Origin of the sequence: Limimaricola hongkongensis DSM 17492, assembly GCF_000600975.2 — a bacterium.
In the GTDB taxonomy this organism is placed as follows: domain Bacteria; phylum Pseudomonadota; class Alphaproteobacteria; order Rhodobacterales; family Rhodobacteraceae; genus Limimaricola; species Limimaricola hongkongensis.
The window spans coordinates 678,959-697,998 of the sequence record NZ_KK088650.1 but is presented as its reverse complement, the minus strand read 5'-3'; the positions used below and the strand labels follow the sequence as shown (position 1 = coordinate 697,998).

Below are 19,040 nucleotides of genomic sequence, written 5' to 3'. Positions count from 1 at the left end.
ACATGCGATGCGGTGGGGTCATGACGTGCCCGGCTTGGGGCTGGTATTGCTGCTCTCGGGCTGCGGTGCGCTGGATGTCTTGGACCGGGCCTCGACGCCGCTCGAGGTCTACGATCTCCGCCCGCCCGAGATCGTGGCCACCGCCGCCGCCCCGCTGCCGCTCGACGTGATCGTCGAGCGACCCGAGGCCAGCGGAAGCCTCACGACCGACCGGATCATGGTCCGCCCGGACCCGCTCAGGGCCCAGTACCTGCCCGACGCGCGGTGGGCCGACCCGGTGCCCGAGATTATGCAGACTCTCATGGTCCGCAGCCTGAACGACAGCGGCGCCCTGCGCTATGCCGGGCGCCGGCCGCTCGGGATCGGCGGCGACTACGCGGTGCTGACCGAGATCGTGAACTTCCACGCCGAGTCCTTCGCTCCGGATGAAGCGCAGGTCGAGATCGGCATGCTGGTCCGGCTCGTTCGCGAAAGCGATGCGATGGTCGTCGCCACGCGCCGGATCGAAGCCACGGTCGAGGTGACCTCGACCGACACCCCGACGCTTGCGGCGGCGTTCGACAGGGCCACGCGCAATGCCCTGAAAGAGTTCACCAGTTGGATCTTGGGTGCGATCCGCCCCGGAAGCTGACATCACTTGGAAAACAGCACAGGCCTCTTGGCGCCCCGCAGCAGGCTCCATGTCACGGTGCCGAGCACGAAGTCATAGGCGCGCGAATGGCCGAAGGCCCCGGTGACGATCACGCCCGCCCCGGTCCGGAACGCCTCGCGCTCGAGGATCTCGCTGATCTTCGATTGCCCGGCGGCGCGATGCACGACCGTCGCGGACAGGCCGTGTCGGCTCAGCATCGTGGCCATGTCCTGAGCCGGGTAGTGGTGCTCGTCGTTTTCGGGCTGCTTGGCGATGCTGAGCAGCGTCACCTCCGCGCCATCCTCAAGCAGATCCACGGCGTCATGCGCCGCGCGCGCGGCCTCGCGAGTCTCGCTCCAGCCGATCACCGCGGCCCGGCCCAGCGGCGCGGGTTCCCAGCCCGGCGGGATCATCAGCACCGGCCGGCCAGAGGCGCGGATGATCTCCTCCTCGCCGTGGCCGGCACGATCGCCATCGGGGCGCCCGACCATCACAAGATCGGCGGCGCGCACGCTTTCGACCATCCGCTCGACGGGCGGAATGTATTTCGCCTCGAGACAGCGCCATTCGCCGACGACCCCTTCGGCGTCGAGGCGCGCCTCGAACCGGGCCTGCACCTCGAGGGCGGCGGCGCGCTGGCGGTCCCGGATCTGGGATAGGATCTCCCCCGTGATGTGCAGCGACACCGCCGGATATATCTGCGGATCGGGCAACACGTAGAGCCCGAGCAGATGCGCGCCCTTTTCGCGGGCCAGCGCCGCCCCTGCCTGCGCGAGCGTCTCGGCCTGGGCGGGGTCGGTGAAGCACAGGGCGATGGTCCTGATGGTCATAGCTGGGTCTCCTTCTAGCCGGTGGTCCGGAACGGCGGCGGCACGGCAAGCAGGTCGCAGGGCGGGTCCGCCATCAGGCCGCGCGCCACGCTGCCCAAGAGCGCCTCTGACAGCCTTGGCCGGGCATGAGTGCCGACGGCCAGCAGGCCCGCAGGCGCGCGCGCGAGCGCGGTGCGGATCGCGGCCTCGGGCGTGTCATCGACGAAGGCATGCTCCGCATCTGCCAGCCGCGCCTCCAGACCGCCGAGAAAGGTCTCCATGTCGCGCTCCGCGGCCTTGCGTTGGCGTTGGCGCTCGGCCTGCAGCAACGAACGTCGGCTTTCGCCCCCGAGCAGGAAGCGGAACGGCACACCATAGGCATGCAGCAGACAGGTCGCCGCATTCGGGGCGAGACGTAGCGCTTCCTCGAGCGCGGCGCGTGCGGCAAGCGAGAAATCGGTGGCCGCCAGCAGCGAAGCGTATGGCGTCACCGGATCGCCCCGAACGACAAGCAGCGGCGTGTCACAGGCCTTGGCCACGCGTTCCACGGTGGTCCCGCGGAACAGGTCCGCGATCCCGGCGTGACGATGCGCCCCCATGACCAGCAGGTCCGCGTCAGAGGCGGCGTCGAGGATCGCCATCCAAGGCGTGCCGAACTCGAGGCGGCTCCGGACACGGTCCTCCAGCCTGAGGCGCAAGGCGCCCACATCCGCCGCGAGCCGTCCACCTGCCACGCGCTCGAACTCGATCCGCAGGTCGGCCGGCAGGTCGTCGCGCAGGACATGCAGGATTTCCAACTCTGCGCCCAGCGCCTCGGCGAGCATCGCCGCCCGGCGCACGGCGCGGGCGCCCTGCGCCGTCAGATCCGTCGCGACCAGTATCCGTTCCATTCCGGAGACCTCCCTGAGGCGACGAACATCGTCCCTGCTGCCGCCCACTCTGGTTCGAACCCCCTCAAACGGCCTTGATGCAGGTCAAGGTGAACGGCGCGGTCCCCGGCGAAGCTGGGTCCGCAACACAGGAGCCGAACATGCGACCGTTTCTTCCCATCATCCTGCTCATCGCCGGGGCGGCGCAGGCCCAGGACGTGGAGGACCCGCTCTCGATCGAGGCCGGTCACGATCTCTACATGGTGTTCTGCCAATCCTGCCACGGCCCGGAGGCACGCGGCGACGGACCCTTCGCGGAGATGCTCAAGCGCGCGCCGCCGGACCTGACACGGCTGTCCGAACAAAACGGCGGCAGCTTTCCGATCGCGAGCGCCACGCGGCAGATCGATGGCCGCGATCCCCTGCCCGGCCATGGCGGAGACATGCCGGTCTTCGGGCCGGTCTTCGACACCGATTTCGGCACGCTTTCGACCCAGTCCGGCCAGCCGGTGCTGACCAGCCAGTCGATCACCGACCTGATCCACTGGCTCGAGACCATCCAGGTCACGGGCTGACCGTGCTGGGTTTCGGCAGCCCCCCGGCCGACCACGGCCACGGCAGCGCCGAAATCGCGCAACGTCTGGCGCGCTCCAGGCATGGCGGGCACCTGAAGGATGCGATCTACGGGGCAATGGACGGGGCGGTGACCACCTTCGCCATCGTCGCGGGGGTGCAGGGCGCCGGGCTGTCGCCCGCGATCATACTCGCGCTGGGCGCCGCCAATCTGTTGGCCGACGGATTCTCGATGGCGGCGGGCAACTACTCCGGCACCAAGGCCGAGCGCGACGACGCGGCCCGGCTCAGGGCCATCGAGGAGCGCCATATCGATCTCTACCCCGAAGGCGAACGCGAGGAGATCCGCCAGATCCTCGCCGCCAAGGGTCTCGACGGATCGGTTCTGGAACGCGCCGTGACCGCCATCTCGGGCAACCGTCGCGCGTGGATCGAACTGATGCTGGTCGATGAATACGGGCTCAGCCCCAAGATCCCGGCGCCCCTGCCCGCCGCGTTGGTGACCTTCACGGCGTTCCTGATGGCCGGCCTGGTGCCCCTCGCCCCCTTTGCGCTGGGCTTTGACACGGCCTTCGGCCTGTCGATCGGCATGACCGCCGCGACCTTCTTCTCGATCGGTGCGCTCAAGAGCCGCTGGTCGCTTGCGCCATGGTGGCGCTCGGCTGCCGAGACGTTGCTGATCGGCGGGATGGCGGCTTTGATCGCGTATGTCGTCGGCGCGATGTTTCGCGCCGTCTGATCGAGACGCCGGGCCTGTCGCAGCCCGAACGCGGCAGGCGGCCGCTTCTTGGATGCGGGTGTCGAGACGTCTGTCATCATGGCTTTCGGTGGATGCCGTCGGCCAAGATGGCCTGTGCGAAGATCGTGGCAATGCTGGCGCCGTCACCGACCGCTTCTCCGGTCTTGATGGCCGCCTGCTTCGGGAGCTGAGCGCCGAGGTTTTCCTCCGGGTCCGGAAGTTCGACCTCGCGCGCGATGGTCACGCCGTCGTCGTAGGCGATCGGCGGGCCGAATGTCTTCCGGATCAGGACGGATCGCGATCGTACCGCGAAGCATCCTCTCGCGTTCGGCGGTGCGGAACAGCATGGGCTTGCAGCTACCGGCCTTCCGCCCTGCACCGTTCAGGTCCGTCCGACGGCGATCTAGACCCCGCCCATCGCGACCCGGTGGTTCGACATCTCCCACAACTCGCGCAATGACTTGTGCATGGCATGGGCGACATCCTCGATCTCGCCGGTAGATGTCCGGCGTCTTAGCAATCCGAAGACGGCGCAGACCGCCGCTTCCGGATCGTCCAGAGCCTCCTTGGTAAAGTGCGCCTCGATCCTGTCGAGAAATTCGGTCTTGTCGCGTGGGCGTGGCACGGTCTTCGAAGGGTCCCAGCCCTCGAAGTAGATGCCTCGCACCATAACCGGGAGCTGAGCCGAGAGATCGACCGCCTCGTCGAGTGGCAGGAAATCTCGTAGCGTGTGCAGCGTCGCGCGGAGCAGCATGTAGGCGCGCGGCTTCCGGCCGGCCCAGTCGAGCTCCCGGCAGATCTCGTTCAACCACTCGGCCACCACCTGCGGCCCGTGATCCAGCGCCGTAATTCCCGTCGTGGTCATGACAACCTCCCCTCGATGTCTGGATGACTCCCAGCATCCTCCTCGAAGGCGGGTCGGGCCTTGATCCGGATCAAGCCTCCACCGATCGATCCCCGGAGGGGCCGCTCAAGCGGCGCCGCTCCTTCCGGCCGCGGCGACGTTGCGCTTCACCTCAGGGACGCTGTCCGGGTTGGCGGAGACCGGGTCGATGCCGGCCGACTTGGCGTCCGGGTCGAGACAGCGTCGGATTTCGTCGGCGTCCAAGGTTTCCCGCGCCTCCAGAGCTTCGACCAGAGCGTCGATGTCCGGGCGGTGCGCCTCGAGGATCGCCGTTGCCTGTCGCTCCGCGTCCTTGAGCAGCGCCATCACCGCCCGGTCGACCCGGGCCGCCGTCTCGTCGGCATGGCTGCGCGGCTGCGCGATGGACTGGCCGATGAAGGGATGATCCTCGCTCTGCTTCAGATCGATTGGCCCGAGCGCCTCGTCCATACCCCAACGCGCGATCATGGCGCGGGCCAGCCCGGTGGCCCGGCGGATGTCGTCGTCGGCTCCGGAGCTGACCGAGCCGAGCAAGGTCCGCTCGGCGGCCCGTCCCCCGAGCATGGTGACGAGCTGCCCGCGCAGATAGGCTTCGTCGAGCGTGTGCCGCTCAGCCTCGGGCAGCATATGTGTGCCGCCCAGCGCGCGGCCGCGCGGGATGATCGTCACCTTGAACAGCGGATCGGCGCCGGGCGTGTAGAAGGCCACGGCGGTGTGCCCGGCCTCGTGGACCGCGAGCCTGTGCCGCTCCTCCGGGCGGATCGCCAGCGAGCGCACCGTGCCCATCATCACCTTGTCGCGCGCCTCGTCCAGATCGGCCCGGGTGATACCGGTCCCGCTGCGCCGCGCCGCCATGATCGCCGCTTCGTTGAGCAGGTTCTTGAGATCCGCGCCCGAGAAGCCCGGCGTGCCGGCCGCGATCGCGTCGAGATCACCCTCGTTCGTCAAGGGCAGGCGCTTGGCATGGATGGCGAGGATCGCGCGCCGCGCGGCCCGGTCCGGCAGTTCGAGCGTGACATGCCGATCGAAGCGGCCCGGCCGCAACAGCGCCGGGTCGAGCACGTCCGGCCTGTTGGTGGCCGCCAAGACCACGACCGCCTCGCGCCCGCCGAAGCCGTCGAGTTCGGCGAGGATCTGGTTCAGCGTCTGCTCGCGTTCGTCATGCCCGCCGCCCAGCCCGGTGCCGCGGGTCCGGCCGATGCTGTCGAGTTCGTCGATGAAGATCACCGCAGGCGCGGCGGCCCTTGCGGCCTCGAACATCTTGCGCACCCGGCCTGCGCCCACGCCGACGAAGATCTCGATGAACTCGGAGCCCGAGGTCGAGAAGAAGGGCACGTCGGCCTCACCGGCCAGCGCCTTGGCCAGAAGCGTCTTGCCGGTGCCCGGCGGCCCGACCAGCAGGACGCCATGCGGCACCTCCGCCCCCAAGCGCTGGAACCGGTCCGTGTCGCGCAGGAACTCGACCAGCTCGGCCACCTCGCGCTTGGCCTGATCCTGCCCGGCCACGTCGTCGAACGTGACCTTCTGCGCCGGTTGGCTCGGCTTGGTAAATCGGCCGCCCAGCAGCCCGCCCGGGCCGAAGCCCCCCGCCCCCGGGCCGAGGCCGCCGGCCATGCGCCCGATCAGTCGGCGCTGCAGCCAGAAATACACCCCGAGGATGACGACCCATGGCAACAACAGGCCCAGCAACGAGATGTCCCGTGGCGCCTTGGCGCTCACTTCGACACGCTGACGCTCAAGCAGGGGAAGGAGCTCGGGATCTCCCTGCGTCGGCGTCACGGCCCGATACAGCGTCTCGCCGTCGCCCGTGGTCTGGGTGATCGCAACGGTGATGCCATGCTCCTGCAGTTCGGCGCTGGTGACGTCGCCGGCCTGGATCATGCGCTTGACCTCGCTGTAGGAGATCTCTTCGGGCGCCGTGTCTGGCAGGAACCAGATCGAGCCGAGTATCAGCAGCGCCCAGAAGGCCCCGATCCATAGCCACTGATTGCCGGGGGGCCAGCCCGGGCCGGTGTCCGGAGAGCGCTCGCCCTTGTCGGTCATCGCGGGTCTCCCTGCGCATGAGGTTACGGGGCAGGCCTACCGGATGACCGCTTCCCCGACCTTGACACAGGTCAAACCGATGCACGCGGCCCCACCGGCGCGGGCTGGTTGCAAATCAAGGCCCCGCAGGCCGGCCCGGGCGATACTGGCACCGTCACGGGAAAAGGCCGGTATACGAAAATCGAACCCTTGCGGCCTCCGATCAGGCCAGATCGGAGACCTCCACCTCGCCCACCAGCCGCCGCGCCAGCGCGCCGTCGCAAAGCTGGGTGGCGGGCGTGGTCACGGCCGCCGCCGCGGCGGCGGTTCCAGCGCGGACGCTGGTTCGGAAGGTCTGTCCTTGCGCCAGCGCCAGCGCGACGGCGCCCAGCAGGCTGTCCCCCGCCCCGACCGCGCTGACCAGCTCGACCTCGGGCGCGTGACAGAAGAACGCCTCCGTCGCGGTCACGCCCACCGTGCCGCGCGCCCCGAGCGCCATGACCACCTGCCGAGCCCGGCCGGTGTCGATCAGGTGGCGACCGAAGCTAGCCAAGTCTCCTGGATCTTCGAAGTCGCGCCCCGCGAGCTGCCCGGCCTCCTCCCCATCGGTCCGAAGCAGGTCGAAGGGCGGGCCATCTGTCCCCCTCAATGCTTCGGACAATGCCGGTCCGGACGTATCGAGAAACATCTCCGCGTCGCGCTCGTGGCACAATCCCGCCAGCTGCACGAGCGTGGCTCCCGGCAATCCCGGCGGCAGGCTGCCGGACACTACGACGACATGGTCGGAGCCAATCCGGTTCGAAAGCTCCCCGAACAGCCGGACGGTCGCCTCGGCCGGCCAATCCGGTCCGGGCATCACGAGGCGGTATTGCGCCCCGGTGTCGCGGGCGGTGACGGCGACGGATTGCCGGGTCAGGCCCGGCAGCGGCAGCACCGCGATCTCGATGCCTTCGGCCGCGAGAAGCGCCGCGATCGTGTCGCCGGTCGCGCCGCCTAGCGCGATCATGGCGGTCGAAGCCCGGCCGAGCCGGGCGATCGCGCGCGACACGTTCACGCCGCCACCGCCGGGGTCGAGCCTCGGCGCGGTGCAACGCAGCTTGCGGCCGGGCAGCAGCGCCCCGGTCTCGGTCGCGAGATCGAGCGCGGGGTTCAGGGTCAGCGTCAGGATCGGGCGCATCAGTAGCTCTTCGTCAGGCCGTCCCCCCATCGGGGCAGCCCCGCGGCGGGGCGGGATGATCCGTATCCTAACACCCTTCGCGGCACGGTTCAGCCATCGGGCCGGTCGGTTCGGCCTCGGCGCTCCGACCGGCCCTGCGGGTCATGGGCTCAGGAGGTCTTGATCGACACGCGCTTCTCATGGCGCATCGCGTCTTGGCTTTTCGGCAGCCGGACCGTCAGCACCCCGTTGGCAAAGCGGGCTTCGACCTTGTCCTCGTCGATCCCCTTGGGCAGTCCGAAGCTGCGCATGAAGGCCCCATAGCTGCGTTCGCTGAGATGATACTCGTTGTTTCTCTCATCCCGGCTGGCGCTCTTCTGGCCCCGGATGGTCACCTTGCCGTCCGAGAGCTTGACCTCGACATCCTCGGCGGTCAGGCCCGGCAGCTCGGCCTGCATCTCGAAGGCGTCCTCGCGCTCGACGAAATCGACGGCCGGGCTCACCTGCACGTGACCGCGCGCCTCCCGGATCGGTCCGAAGGCCTGCCGGGCCAGCGGCATCCGCCAGAAGGCCGGGCTGAACTCATCGAACAGCCGGTCCATCTCCTCGCGCAGCGATGCGAAGGGCTCCCATGAATCCGAGGGCTTCTTCTGCACCATCGCACCCGGCTCCACCGTCTGCTTTGCCGGATCCTTGTTGACTTCGACTTTCTGGTTCTTGGTCGCCATGTTCGTTCTCCCGGTGTTGCAGCGTGCAAGAGCGACACGCGCGCCTGCATGGAAGACCCGTTTTCGGTCCCCCGCCTTGATCTGGCGCAAGCGACACGCGGCCCGGACCCGCATATCCTGCCACTGCCGTCGGCCGGATCGGCGGCCCGTCAGGATGCAGGACGCGATGACTTCCATGCCCCCGCAGGACGCGGCGAACGCAACGGCCCTCTGGCATGCGCTGGATGCCGAACAGGCTCTGGCACAGGCCGATGTGGGACCGGACGGGCTGTCGCAATCGGAGGCGGCGCTGCGATTGCAGCGGCACGGCCCGAACCGCCTGCCCGAACCACCCGGTCGGAGCCTGCTCGCCCGGTTGCGCGGGCAGTTCGAGAACCTGCTGATCCTCGTGCTGGTCGCCGCGGGCGCAATCACCGCACTGCTCGGCCACTGGACCGACTCGGGCGTCATCCTCGCCGTGGTGATACTGAATGCGGCGATCGGCTTCTGGCAGGAAGGCCGCGCCGAAAACGCTCTGGCCGGGGTGCGCCGGCTGCTGTCGGAGACCGCATCGGTGCGCCGCGAGGGCCGACGAGACAGCATTCACGCCGCCGAGCTGGTGCCGGGCGACATCGTGCTTCTGGAACCCGGCGACCGGGTCCCGGCCGATCTGCGATTGATCGAGGCGCGTGGGCTGCGAACGCAGGAGGCCGCGCTCACCGGAGAATCCGCCGCCGTCGACAAGGGCATCGATCCGGTCGCGCCGGACGCCTCGCTCGGCGATCGTCGTTCCGTGGCCTTCTCCGGAACTCTAGTGGCCGCCGGGCGCGGCACCGGCGTGGTTTTCGCCACCGGGTCACGCAGCGAGATCGGCCGGATCGGTGCGCTGCTCGGTGGGGTCGAGACGACGGCGACGCCGCTGCTGCGCCAGATCGACCGCTTCGCGCGGCGACTGACGACGGTCATTCTTGGAGTCTGCCTGCTTGTCTTCGGCTACGCGGTCGGCTTCGGCGGATACTCCCGGGAAGACGCGTTCCTCGCCATGGTCGGCATGGCCGTGGCCGCAATTCCGGAAGGTTTGCCTGCGGTAATCACCATCGCGCTGGCGCTGGGCGTGCAGCGCATGGCGGCGCGGCGCGCCATCGTGCGGCGGCTCCCGGCGGTCGAGACGCTGGGCGCCGTGACGGTGATCTGCACCGACAAGACCGGCACGCTGACCCTCAACGAGATGGTGGTGCGGCGTGTCGTGACCGACCCAGTCGCCGCCGCAGCGCAGATCGGCGGCGAGGGCTACGCGCCCTTCGGCAAGGTCGAGGGCGACCAAGCGGCCGTCACTGCGCTGGCGCGCACCGGTCTGCTCTGCAACGATGCGCATCTGCGCGAGGACGGCTCCGGCTGGCGGATCGAGGGCGATCCGATGGAGGGCGCGCTGCTGGCGCTCGCGGTCAAGGCGGGTCTCGATGCGGAGGCCGAACGCGCCGCGCATCACCGCAGGCATGAGATCCCTTTCGATGCCGCTTGGAGCTACATGGCCGTGCTGGTCGGCGAGGCTGACGAAGCCATGCTTCACGTCAAGGGCGCGCCCGACCGGCTGTTGCCGCATTGCACGAAACAGGTCGGGCCTTCGGGTCCGGCGCCGATCGACCACGCAGCTTGGGCGGGGCGGATCGAGGCGCTCGCGGCCAGCGGGTACCGCGTGCTCGCCTTCGCGACCAAACCCACCTCCGACCTACGCGAGATCGGCCATGCCGACGTCACCGGGCTGACGCTGCTCGGTCTCGCGGGGTTCATCGACCCCGCCCGGCCCGAAGCCGTGTCGGCGGCGGCGGATTGCCATCGCGCCGGCATCGCTGTGAAGATGATCACCGGGGATCACGCCCTGACCGCGCTGGCGGTGGCGCAGGAGCTGGGCCTCGACACCCGCGGCGGGGCCGTGACCGGGCGCGAGATCGAGGCCGCGGACGATACCGAACTCCGTCGCATGGCGCGCGACACCAACGTCTTTGCCCGCGCCGCTCCCGAGCACAAGCTGCGGCTGGTCAAGGCGCTGCAGGCCGAGGCCCATGTCGTGGCGATGACCGGCGACGGCGTGAACGATGCGCCCGCGCTGAAGCGCGCCGATGCCGGGATCGCCATGGGGATCAAGGGCACCGAAGCCGCCAAGGAGGCCGCGCGCGTCGTGCTGACCGACGACAACTTCGCCTCGATCGTTGCCGCCGTGCGCGAGGGCCGGACCATCCATGACAACATCCGCAAGGTGATCGCATGGAACCTGCCCACCAATGGTGGCGAGGCGCTGGTCATCATCCTCGCGATCCTGATCGGACTGCCGCTGCCGATCACCCCGATCCAGATCCTGTGGATCAACATGGTGACGGCCGTGGCGTTGGGACTGACGCTGGCCTTCGAGCCGCCCGAGCAGGGCGTCATGCGCCGCCCGCCGCGCCGCCCCGGCGCGGCGCTGCTCGACGGCGAGATGATCTGGCGCGTGGTGCTGGTCTCGGTGCTGTTCGGCCTCGCCGTGTTCGGCCTTTCCGCCTGGATCGCTTCACGCGGCGAAAGCCTCGCCTATGCCCGGACGCTCTCCGTCGACCTGCTGGTGGTGATGGAGATCTTCTACCTCTTCTCGGTGCGCTACCTGCATATGGCGTCGATGACCCGGACCGGGCTCCTTGGCACCCGCGCCGTCTGGTTCGGCGTGGCCTTGGCGATCGCGGCGCAGCTTCTCTTCACCTACGCCCCGCCATTGCAGGCCGTGTTCGGCAGCCAGCCTGTGACCTTCGCAGACGGCGTTGTTGTCTTCGGGATCGGCGTCACGCTTCTGCTCGTGCTCGAAGCCGAGAAGCTGCTGCGTCGACGCTGGGCAGGGCTTCGCTCGCGCGCGGCGCAGGGTTGATCCATGGTCGATCTGTCCGAACCAAGCCCGGCTCAGGGCACGAGCACCGCCGCCCCTTGCAGCCGCCCGGACCGCAGATCCTCCAGCGCCTCGTTCGCAGATCGCAGCGGGTAGGCAATGGCGCGGGTCTCAATACCCGCGGTGGCGGCGCGTTCGAGGAATTCGCGTCCGTCGGCGCGCGTCAAGTTGGCGACAGACCGGATCACCCGCTCCTCCCACAGATCGGCATAGGGAAAGGCGGGAATGTCGCTCATGTGGATGCCGCCGCAAACCACCGTGCCCCCCTTGCGCAGCGCCCTGAGCGCCAGTGGCACCAAGGCCCCCACCGGGGCGAAGATCAGCGCCACGTCGAGCGGCACCGGAGGCGAGCTACCGGATTCCCCGGCCCAGACCGCACCGAGTTCGCGCGCGAAGGCCTGCGCCTGCGTGTCGCTTGGCCGGGTGAAGGCGTAGACCTCCTGCCCTTGCGACGTGCAGAGCTGGCACAACAGATGCGCCGCCGCGCCGAAGCCGTAGATCCCGATCCGCCGGGCGGGGCCGGCCAGCCGCAGCGTTCTGTAGCCGATCAGACCGGCACAGAGCAGCGGCGCAAGCGCCACGGGATCGGCCTCGTTCGGCAGCGAAAACACGAAGCGGGCATCGGCCACGCAATGCTCGGCATAGCCGCCGTCGCGCGTATAGCCGGTGAAGACCGGGGCATCGCAGAGGTTCTCGCGATCCGCCTCGCAATAGCTACAGCGTCCGCAGCTGCGCCCGAGCCAGCCGACCCCGACCCTTTGTCCGATTTCAGGGGCCGTCACACCCGGACCCAGCGCATCGACCTGCCCGACGATCTCATGCCCGGAATGAGGGGCAGGACCGGGTCCGCCAGTTCACCGTCGAGAATGTGCAAATCGGTCCGGCAGACGCCGCAGGCCTCGACCTTAAGGCCGATCTCGCCCGCCCCGGGCCGGGGCCGCTCCACCTCGCGCCATTCGAGCGGCGCGCTCTGCCGCTCCAGAACCATCGCACGCATTCGAACGGTCATGAGCGTTCCTCTGCCGCAAGGCCATATGATCGCAGGTCGCGCTAGGCCACGTTCGCGTCGTTCCCCGTCTCGGCAAGGAGCCGGTCGAGATCCGGGATCAGGATGCGCCGCTTGTCATCGAGCACGATCACCCCTTCGCGGCCAAGCTGGCTGATCTGGCGGCTCACCGTCTCGATGGTGAGGCCGAGATATTCCGACATCGCCTCGCGCGTCAGCGGCAGGTCGAGTCGGATGTCGCGGGTGCGCGGTACGAGATCGAAGCTCGCCTCGCGCCGGGCGACCGACACGAGCAGGCTGGCGATCCGCTCGCGCGCGGTCTTGCGACCCAGCACCATCATCCAGTCCCGCGCGGCATCCAGCTCGTCGAGCGTCATCTCAAGGAGCCGTCCCGCGACATGCGGCATCTCGGCGAGCAGCCGCTCGAACGGCACGCGGCGAAAGCAGCACAGGGTCATGTCGCTCGCGGCGGTCACGTCGTAGGGCGCCGTATCGCGGCCCGGCCGACCGATGAAGTCCGATGGCAGCAGCAGCCCTACCATCTGCACCCGCCCATCCTCGAGCGTCTGCGACATGGTAGCGATGCCCGAAACCACCGACCCCACGAAGCTCAGCTCGTCGCCGGCCCAGACGATCATCTGCCCGGCTTCGTAGCGGCGATAGTATTTCATCTCCTCAAGCCGAGCCAACTCGGCCTCGTCGCACCGCGCGCAGACGGCCCGGTGACGGATCCCGCAATCGGCGCAGCGCAGGTTCAATAGAGGAGTCATTCCGGGTCTCCTTGTTGGCAGCTCAAGGTTACCACCGAATGGCGAAGAGAAGTAGCGCGAGGCTACTCAGCCCGGCATCCCGCATGCGGCGCCATTTACCCATCCTCCCTCGGCACGCGGCATCCCGAGAGCGGCCCGGCCCGTGCCCTCCATCCGAATGAAGGGCTCATGCTATGCTAGGTCAGATCCACTACCGACGGCCTTCATCAAGATGTCCGGGCAAGGAGAGCAGATCGTGCATGTCGCCATCTTTTCGGCCAAGCCGTATGACATCTCGTTCCTGACGAGGGCCAACACGGCGCAGGCCGGGCACCACCTGCATTTCCATGCGGCGAGGCTCGCCACCGGTACCATGGCTCTCGCGCAAGGCGCGGAGGCGATCTGCGCCTTCGTGAATGACAGGCTCGGCCGGCCGGTGCTCGAGGGTCTCGCGGCAGCCGGTGTGCGGCTGGTGGCGCTTCGCAGCGCCGGCTATAATCACGTCGATCTCGCGGCGGCCAGATCCGTCGGCATCGAGGTATGCTTCGTGCCCTCCTACTCCCCGCACGCGGTCGCCGAGCATACCCTCGCATTGATCCTAACCCTGAATCGCAAGACGCACCGCGCTTGGGCCCGGGTGCGGGAGGGCAATTTCGAGCTCGACGGGCTGATGGGCTTCGATCTGTACGGCAAGACGGTCGGTGTCATAGGCACTGGGCGGATCGGATCGGTCCTCGCGCAGATCCTGCTGGGCTTCGGTTGCCGGGTCATCGCGCATGACCCGAAGCCCGATCCGGATTGCCTCGCCCGTGGCGTCGCGTATCTCGACATCGCGCCTCTTCTCTCGGCCAGTGACATCATCACGCTTCAATGCCCGCTGACCGAACGGACGCATCACCTCGTCGATGACCGGGCGGTTGCCCGGATGAAGACCGGGGTCATGTTGATCAACACCAGCCGCGGCGCCGTGATCGACACAAGCGCGGTCATCCGTGGACTCAAGAGCGGCAGGATCGGAAGCCTCGGCCTCGACGTCTACGAGGAAGAAGGGGAGCTTTTCTTCGAAGACCTGTCGGACCGGATCATCCCCGACGACGTCTTCGCACGGCTGCTGACCTTTCCCAACGTGCTGATCACCGGCCATCAAGGGTTCTTCACGACCGAAGCGCTCACCGCCATCGCCGAAACCACCCTCGCGAACATCACCGCCTTTGAGTGCGACGGCGCCGCTCTCCACCCCGTTCCCGATCGGCAAATGTAAATGGGCCGAACCGGAGGCGCCTGCCCTGCCTTCCGTCCGAAACACCTGTCGATCGGCCCGCGCAGATCATGGGGTCGAATGAGATCGAAGGCCTCCGGATTCGCCCCTAACCCCGAGGCGCCCCGGCTGGACGTAGCCACGATTGATCTGGCGCAAGGCGCGAAGAGCGAAATCCGGGGAAGCTAGCACGCATCGCAACCGACCGACGGGTGAAGCACATGAAAACGATCGTCGCTGCGACGGACTTCTCCAAGGCAGGCAATCAGGCGGTCCTGCGGGGCGCGGCCATCGCCGCCCATACGGGTGGACGGCTGCATATTTTTCATGCCGCGAACTTCCGGATCGCAGCCGAGCAGAAAGCGCATTTCAATGCGCTCGTGGAAGGCTACTTCGATACGCTGCGGGCCCGGATCCAATGCCGCTACGGATCGTCACTGCAGGTCAGCCACACCTATTCGGGAGATTGGCAGGATATCTACGCGATCTTGAAGCGGAAGAAGGCCAACCTGCTCGTGGCAGGCCAGCATGTCCATCCGAACGGGATCGACATGTTTCACGGGACATTCGTGGAGCGCCTGACCGCCGACTGCCCCGTGCCGGTCCTCGTCTCGCTCTCCGCCCCGGAAACGCCCTATCGTCGCGTGCTGGTAGCGGTGGCCCCCGGTCCGGCGAGCGAAACGGCCATTCCGGTCATTCGCGCGATCGCGCCGCATTCGGCCATCGAGTTGATACAGGTCGTGCCGCTCGATCGGGACGCCGAAACTTTGTGCGGCAGCGCCTCCGGCGCCGCCACAAGCGTCACGCCGGAGCAGGATACAAGGGCGATCGAAGATCTTCGCGAGAAGATGGGCCTCGCCTTGAACACCGAGATGCCTGACCTCAAGGGCGATCCTCGCATCAAGATACGTCAAAAAGTCTCGTCCGACCGGACCGAACTGATCGTCTTCGTCAATGCAGGGGCGGTACTGGATCTGAAGGACAGTTTCATCAGAACGCCGCCATGCGACCTGCTGGTGTGTCCGACCATTGCCTAGCGAACGGCTCGATCGGCAAGGGTTTTTGCCAGAAGGGGGCCGTGCCGCGATGGCAGGGTGAATTGCTGGGCCGCTGAAACAGGCGCGGCGCCCCCTCCGGCCGAGCAGCACGCCGCGTTGCCTTTGCAGCGCGGGGCGCGAAGCCGGGGGCGTCATCGGCTGGATGCAATGACGAACCGGCCGATCCGCCACCAAATGCATGCAGTTGGCGACGCCGATATGCAGCGGCGTGGCACGACACCCCGACCGGAATGGCCTTTGCCTTGGGAGCCGACGTCACCGGCACCGGGGTCGTGGGGTGGAAACAGGGCCGGGCCACTCGTGTCATCTTGCTATAGCGTGAGGATTGTCCCTGCGCCTCGCCACATCGCAGGCGCAAAGAGGCCCGCATCACCTTCCGGGTCATCCCTCCTGCAAGGTTTCGAGATAGTCGGACAGCGCGACCAGTGGATGCGGCGTCGGCGTGAGAATGCCGTCACTGGTGTCGACATACAGGGTCGGGCCGGTGAAGAGCTGAGAATACTCGGGCATCACCTGCGCCGGGTCGTCCTGCCGAAAATAGCCGTCGATATAGGACATGACATGGACCATCGGAAAGGGTTCGCCGGCCGGTCGCAATTGCGTCAGGTCGGCCGGAGCCCGAGGCAGCCCGGCAGCCAGCGGCCCGTCGCCGCGCCCGCCCGCGCCATGACATGCGGCGCAGTTCTCCATGAAAAGCGCGCGGCCGCTCGGCAATTCCGGCTCCGGCTCCGTTACGGCGCAGGCGGCCAGTAGCGCCGCTCCCGTAAATGCCGCTGCGGCGATGATCCGTTTCATGTGCTGCTCCATCAATGCCTCCGAGCCTGTCCCGGCCCCTGCCCCCAGCACTCGCCGCTTGCTCTCGAGGGCGCCTTGATCTGGATCAAGCGCGGGCATCTGGTTTCTTGATCCCGATCAAGGCGCAACCGCCTGATGCGCGGCAGCTTTGGGGCATCTCGAAGACAGGAGGGACCGATGCCCCGAGGAACCGTTGCCGTTCTGGCCACCGACGCCACCGTGGATCGCGGCGCCATTGCCACAGCGCTCGCGCTCACCGAAGCCGATGAGGCGCATCTCGACATTCATTGTCTCGGGATCGAGAGCACGCCGCCCGATGCCTTCATGGCGGGCCCGACGCTGATGCTGACCATGCCCGACTCCGAGGCCGCGCGGGAACGCGCCCGCGAACTTGAAACCGAGATCCGTCCGCTGATCCCCGCGCATCGCGGCAACGTGCAACTGCATCGCCACCACATCCGCGAGGGGCTCATCGGTCACGACGTGGGTCGCATTGCCCGGCTCGCCGATCGGATCGTGGCCGCAGCGCCCTACGGCCACGACGCGCGCCCTCTGCAAGTCGCGACGCTGGAGGCGGCGTTGTTCACCGGCGGATTGCCGGTGATCGTCGTTCCCGATGGCGGCGCCGAGATCGCGGCCCGCCCGGCCCGGCTGATGGTGGCATGGGACGACAGCCGCGAGGCGATGGTGGCGGTGCGCGCCGCCCTGCCGATGCTGCGTCGGGCGGGTTGCGTCGACGTGGTGATCGTCGATCCCGAGGTGCAGACAGGTGATCGCTCCGACCCGGGCGGCGACCTCGCGCTGTTCCTGGCGCGCAATGGGGCGCGGGTCGAGGTATCGGTCCTGGCGCGCAGCCGGTTCCGCGTTTCGGAGATCCTGAGGCGCCATGCTTTCGACACGGGGGCCGAGGCCGTGGTGATGGGCGCCTACGGCCATTCACGGCTGCGCGAACAACTGTTCGGTGGCACGACACGCGAGATGCTGACCGACGCGCGTGTCGCGCTCATTCTCGCCCGCTGAGGCCGAACAGGACTCTGTCCGTCGCCAATCCTGCCATCGGTTCTCATGGGGCCTCGGCACTCGAAACGCGGGCTGAGCGTCATCGGTCTCGACCGTGGGCGATCTTTCGTTTGTCATCGGGACAGGCGATCTCCTGTCAAAGATAGCACTGCACCACTTCCCGCCGGGCCAGATCAGCCTCGCGACACATAAAGGATCGCTGAAAATTTTGGCCGCCAGTGCCGCGCAGCTTCAGGAGATGCGGCCCACCATTCTCTCCTTCATACGCAGGCAGAACCGCCACGGCCGACCTTCTGCAATCCTGACACCGCGGATCGCCGCATCAGGGATCGGAGAGGCCGCCCAGCTCCGCCAAGGCCCTGACGAGATCGCCGCGTGTCAGAATGCCGATGATCCTTCCCTCTTCGAGGACCGGAAAGCGGCGGTAGCGGCTGTCGAGGAATTTCTCGATCGCCGAGAGGATATCCAGATCGGCGGGCAGGCTCTCGACCGGCGCATGCATCGCCTCGGCGGCCCGGCCCGGTTGTGCGTCGTGATAGGACGCGTGCAACGCCGCCTTCAGGCAGTCCCGTTGCGACAGCATTCCGACGAGACGGTCCTCGGCGTCGATGACCGGCAGGCCCGAAATGCCGTGCAAAGCCATGAGTTGCATGGCGCGCAGCAAGTCCGTGCCCGGCGTCACGGTGATCACCTCCCGGGTCATGATCCGCGCGATATCGGGCAACGGCTTCATGGCGCAGAGCGGCGCGCGCAGCGCTTGGAACACGTGTCGCAGGCGGCGCCGCATCCACCGCGCAGCGGGCCGCGCCCGAGCAGAAGCCCGAGAGCCAGCCCCGCCATCGACAGCGACACCAGAATGAGAACGAACAGAAGCGTCATCCAAGGCCTCCCATCATGTCATGAGGCGGGAATCGAAGCCGCCGGTCATCGCCTCGACCGGCCCCTGAGGTCCACGGCGCAGGAACAGGGCCGCGATCCCGGCCCTGCGCGCGAGTGCGGGTCCCCGCTCGGGTCCGAGCGCCAGAAGGCCCGTGGCCAAGGCATCGGCGCGCAGGCCGGTCTGGGCCAATACGGAGACCTGCAGGAGCGTCTGCGCGGCGGGGCGGGCGCTGGCCGGATCGATGACATGGCTGGTCGTCGCGGGCCCCGCATGACCCTGCGGGACATGAGCAGAGGTCGCCAGAACCAGCGATCCCGGCCGGATCACCCGCTGCGCCTGCGGCCCGTCTTCCCCGGGGCGTTCGACCGCCAACCTCCATGCCCGGCCCGAGGGATGGCGACCGAGAGCCCTGACTTCACCGCCGATCTCGACCAGCGCCTCCCTCGCGCCCAGACCCGCGATCCGTGCGGCCAGCAGATCCACTGCGTGCCCCTTGGCCAAGCCGCAGGGATCGAAGGTCAGCGTGTCGTGGCTCTTGCGGACAGCGCGGCCCTTCAGTTCGAAGCGCCCGTCCCTCGGAACGCCCCCCGCGATCCGACCGAAACCATAGCGCGCCACCAACGGCCCGACCCGTGCGTCGAATCCCCCCACGGTCAGCCCATGCAGGGCTTCGGCCTCCTGCAGGCAGGTCCGGGTCGCATGCCCGATAGGGATCCACCGCCCCGCCGGGGCGCGATTGAGCGCGACGAGAGCGCTGTCCTCCTGCCAAGGGGACAGTTCCGCGGTCAGTTCGGCGATCAGGCCGGTCGCCGCCGCCATGAGCGCCGCCCGGTCCATCCCGGCGGGTACGAGGCAGCGCCAGTAGCTGCCGAAGGCCGGGCCGCCGAGGCTCATCGTCGCGGCCCATGCGGGCGAGGCGAAGAGCGCCGCCCCCGCGCCTGCCAGAAATCCCCGCCGTCCGATCCGCATGG

Annotated in this window: 19 protein-coding genes and 1 pseudogene; 7 read left to right on the top strand and 13 right to left on the bottom strand. The window is 68.2% G+C overall.

The window, feature by feature from the left end; all coding sequences use genetic code 11:
- The first annotated feature begins 7 nt into the window (after positions 1 to 7).
- Positions 8 to 631 carry an ABC-type transport auxiliary lipoprotein family protein gene (locus tag LOKHON_RS08010; protein WP_017929126.1) on the top strand — a complete coding sequence of 208 codons (624 nt, stop codon included), beginning with the start codon at positions 8 to 10 and terminating at the stop codon, positions 629 to 631.
- Positions 632 to 633: 2 nt separating this feature from the next.
- On the opposite strand, the gene LOKHON_RS08005 is transcribed toward LOKHON_RS08010, so the two are convergent.
- Together LOKHON_RS08005 and LOKHON_RS08000 are read right to left on the bottom strand one after the other, a co-directional pair.
- Positions 634 to 1,461 (bottom strand): universal stress protein, encoded by an 828-nt coding sequence (locus LOKHON_RS08005; RefSeq protein WP_017929127.1) that lies wholly within the window; start codon positions 1,459 to 1,461, stop codon positions 634 to 636.
- 14 nt (positions 1,462 to 1,475) lie between these two features.
- Entirely contained in the window at positions 1,476 to 2,330 is an 855-nt protein-coding gene (locus tag LOKHON_RS08000; RefSeq protein ID WP_017929128.1) for a universal stress protein, read from the bottom strand.
- 140 nt (positions 2,331 to 2,470) lie between these two features.
- On the opposite strand from LOKHON_RS08000, the gene LOKHON_RS07995 reads away from it, so the two are divergent.
- Complete coding sequence (locus tag LOKHON_RS07995) at positions 2,471 to 2,884, top strand: c-type cytochrome (RefSeq protein WP_017929129.1); 414 nt, start codon at positions 2,471 to 2,473, stop codon at positions 2,882 to 2,884.
- 2 nt (positions 2,885 to 2,886) lie between these two features.
- Positions 2,887 to 3,621: a VIT1/CCC1 transporter family protein gene (locus LOKHON_RS07990; protein ID WP_245631442.1), complete on the top strand. Its 735-nt coding sequence runs from the start codon at positions 2,887 to 2,889 to the stop codon at positions 3,619 to 3,621.
- 76 nt (positions 3,622 to 3,697) lie between these two features.
- On the opposite strand, the gene LOKHON_RS16090 is transcribed toward LOKHON_RS07990, so the two are convergent.
- The 5 genes from LOKHON_RS16090 to LOKHON_RS07970 all read right to left on the bottom strand — a co-directional run bounded on the left by LOKHON_RS16090 (position 3,698) and on the right by LOKHON_RS07970 (position 8,587).
- Complete coding sequence (locus LOKHON_RS16090) at positions 3,698 to 3,865, bottom strand: hypothetical protein (RefSeq protein ID WP_017929131.1); 168 nt, start codon at positions 3,863 to 3,865, stop codon at positions 3,698 to 3,700.
- Positions 3,866 to 4,024: 159 nt separating this feature from the next.
- A complete protein-coding gene (locus LOKHON_RS07985) occupies positions 4,025 to 4,486 on the bottom strand; it encodes a DUF2267 domain-containing protein (protein WP_017929132.1) in 462 nt (153 codons plus the stop codon).
- Between the two features lie 105 nt (positions 4,487 to 4,591).
- Positions 4,592 to 6,547 carry an ATP-dependent zinc metalloprotease FtsH gene (gene ftsH / locus LOKHON_RS07980; RefSeq protein ID WP_017929133.1) on the bottom strand — a complete coding sequence of 652 codons (1,956 nt, stop codon included), beginning with the start codon at positions 6,545 to 6,547 and terminating at the stop codon, positions 4,592 to 4,594.
- 202 nt (positions 6,548 to 6,749) lie between these two features.
- On the bottom strand, positions 6,750 to 7,703 hold the full coding sequence (locus LOKHON_RS07975) for a 1-phosphofructokinase family hexose kinase (RefSeq protein WP_017929134.1): 954 nt from the start codon (positions 7,701 to 7,703) through the stop codon (positions 6,750 to 6,752).
- A gap of 149 nt (positions 7,704 to 7,852) precedes the next feature.
- On the bottom strand, positions 7,853 to 8,587 hold the full coding sequence (locus tag LOKHON_RS07970) for an Hsp20/alpha crystallin family protein (protein ID WP_211266221.1): 735 nt from the start codon (positions 8,585 to 8,587) through the stop codon (positions 7,853 to 7,855).
- Between LOKHON_RS07970 and LOKHON_RS07965 the strand changes: the two genes are divergently transcribed.
- Positions 8,586 to 11,285, top strand: coding sequence for a cation-translocating P-type ATPase (locus LOKHON_RS07965; RefSeq protein ID WP_017929136.1), 2,700 nt, complete (start codon positions 8,586 to 8,588; stop codon positions 11,283 to 11,285). The two genes, LOKHON_RS07970 and LOKHON_RS07965, sit on opposite strands and share 2 nt — an antisense overlap.
- 32 nt (positions 11,286 to 11,317) lie before the next feature.
- Here LOKHON_RS07965 and LOKHON_RS07960 read toward each other — a convergent pair.
- Positions 11,318 to 12,291, bottom strand: a pseudogene (locus tag LOKHON_RS07960) (zinc-dependent alcohol dehydrogenase family protein).
- A gap of 62 nt (positions 12,292 to 12,353) precedes the next feature.
- Positions 12,354 to 13,079 carry a transcriptional regulator FnrL gene (gene fnrL / locus LOKHON_RS07955; protein WP_026147550.1) on the bottom strand — a complete coding sequence of 242 codons (726 nt, stop codon included), beginning with the start codon at positions 13,077 to 13,079 and terminating at the stop codon, positions 12,354 to 12,356.
- Between the two features lie 235 nt (positions 13,080 to 13,314).
- On the opposite strand from fnrL, the gene LOKHON_RS07950 reads away from it, so the two are divergent.
- Together LOKHON_RS07950 and LOKHON_RS07945 are read left to right on the top strand one after the other, a co-directional pair.
- Positions 13,315 to 14,319, top strand: a complete 1,005-nt coding sequence (locus LOKHON_RS07950; protein ID WP_017929139.1) for a 2-hydroxyacid dehydrogenase — start codon at positions 13,315 to 13,317, stop codon at positions 14,317 to 14,319.
- Between the two features lie 218 nt (positions 14,320 to 14,537).
- Positions 14,538 to 15,353, top strand: a complete 816-nt coding sequence (locus LOKHON_RS07945) for a universal stress protein (RefSeq protein WP_017929140.1) — start codon at positions 14,538 to 14,540, stop codon at positions 15,351 to 15,353.
- A gap of 402 nt (positions 15,354 to 15,755) precedes the next feature.
- On the opposite strand, the gene LOKHON_RS07940 is transcribed toward LOKHON_RS07945, so the two are convergent.
- Positions 15,756 to 16,169, bottom strand: coding sequence for a c-type cytochrome (locus tag LOKHON_RS07940; protein ID WP_026147551.1), 414 nt, complete (start codon positions 16,167 to 16,169; stop codon positions 15,756 to 15,758).
- A 177-nt stretch (positions 16,170 to 16,346) separates the two neighbouring features.
- Here LOKHON_RS07940 and LOKHON_RS07935 point away from each other — a divergent pair, with 177 nt between their 5' ends.
- Positions 16,347 to 17,189, top strand: a complete 843-nt coding sequence (locus tag LOKHON_RS07935; protein ID WP_017929142.1) for a universal stress protein — start codon at positions 16,347 to 16,349, stop codon at positions 17,187 to 17,189.
- 322 nt (positions 17,190 to 17,511) lie between these two features.
- Here LOKHON_RS07935 and LOKHON_RS07930 read toward each other — a convergent pair whose 3' ends face one another.
- The 3 genes from LOKHON_RS07930 to LOKHON_RS07925 are packed head-to-tail and all read right to left on the bottom strand — an operon-like array spanning position 17,512 to position 19,038.
- Positions 17,512 to 17,892 (bottom strand): CBS domain-containing protein, encoded by a 381-nt coding sequence (locus LOKHON_RS07930; RefSeq protein WP_281177647.1) that lies wholly within the window; start codon positions 17,890 to 17,892, stop codon positions 17,512 to 17,514.
- Between the two features lie 26 nt (positions 17,893 to 17,918).
- Entirely contained in the window at positions 17,919 to 18,068 is a 150-nt protein-coding gene (locus LOKHON_RS16085; protein WP_017929144.1) for a hypothetical protein, read from the bottom strand.
- 13 nt (positions 18,069 to 18,081) lie between these two features.
- Positions 18,082 to 19,038: an FAD:protein FMN transferase gene (locus LOKHON_RS07925; protein WP_017929145.1), complete on the bottom strand. Its 957-nt coding sequence runs from the start codon at positions 19,036 to 19,038 to the stop codon at positions 18,082 to 18,084.
- Positions 19,039 to 19,040: the final 2 nt, after the last annotated feature.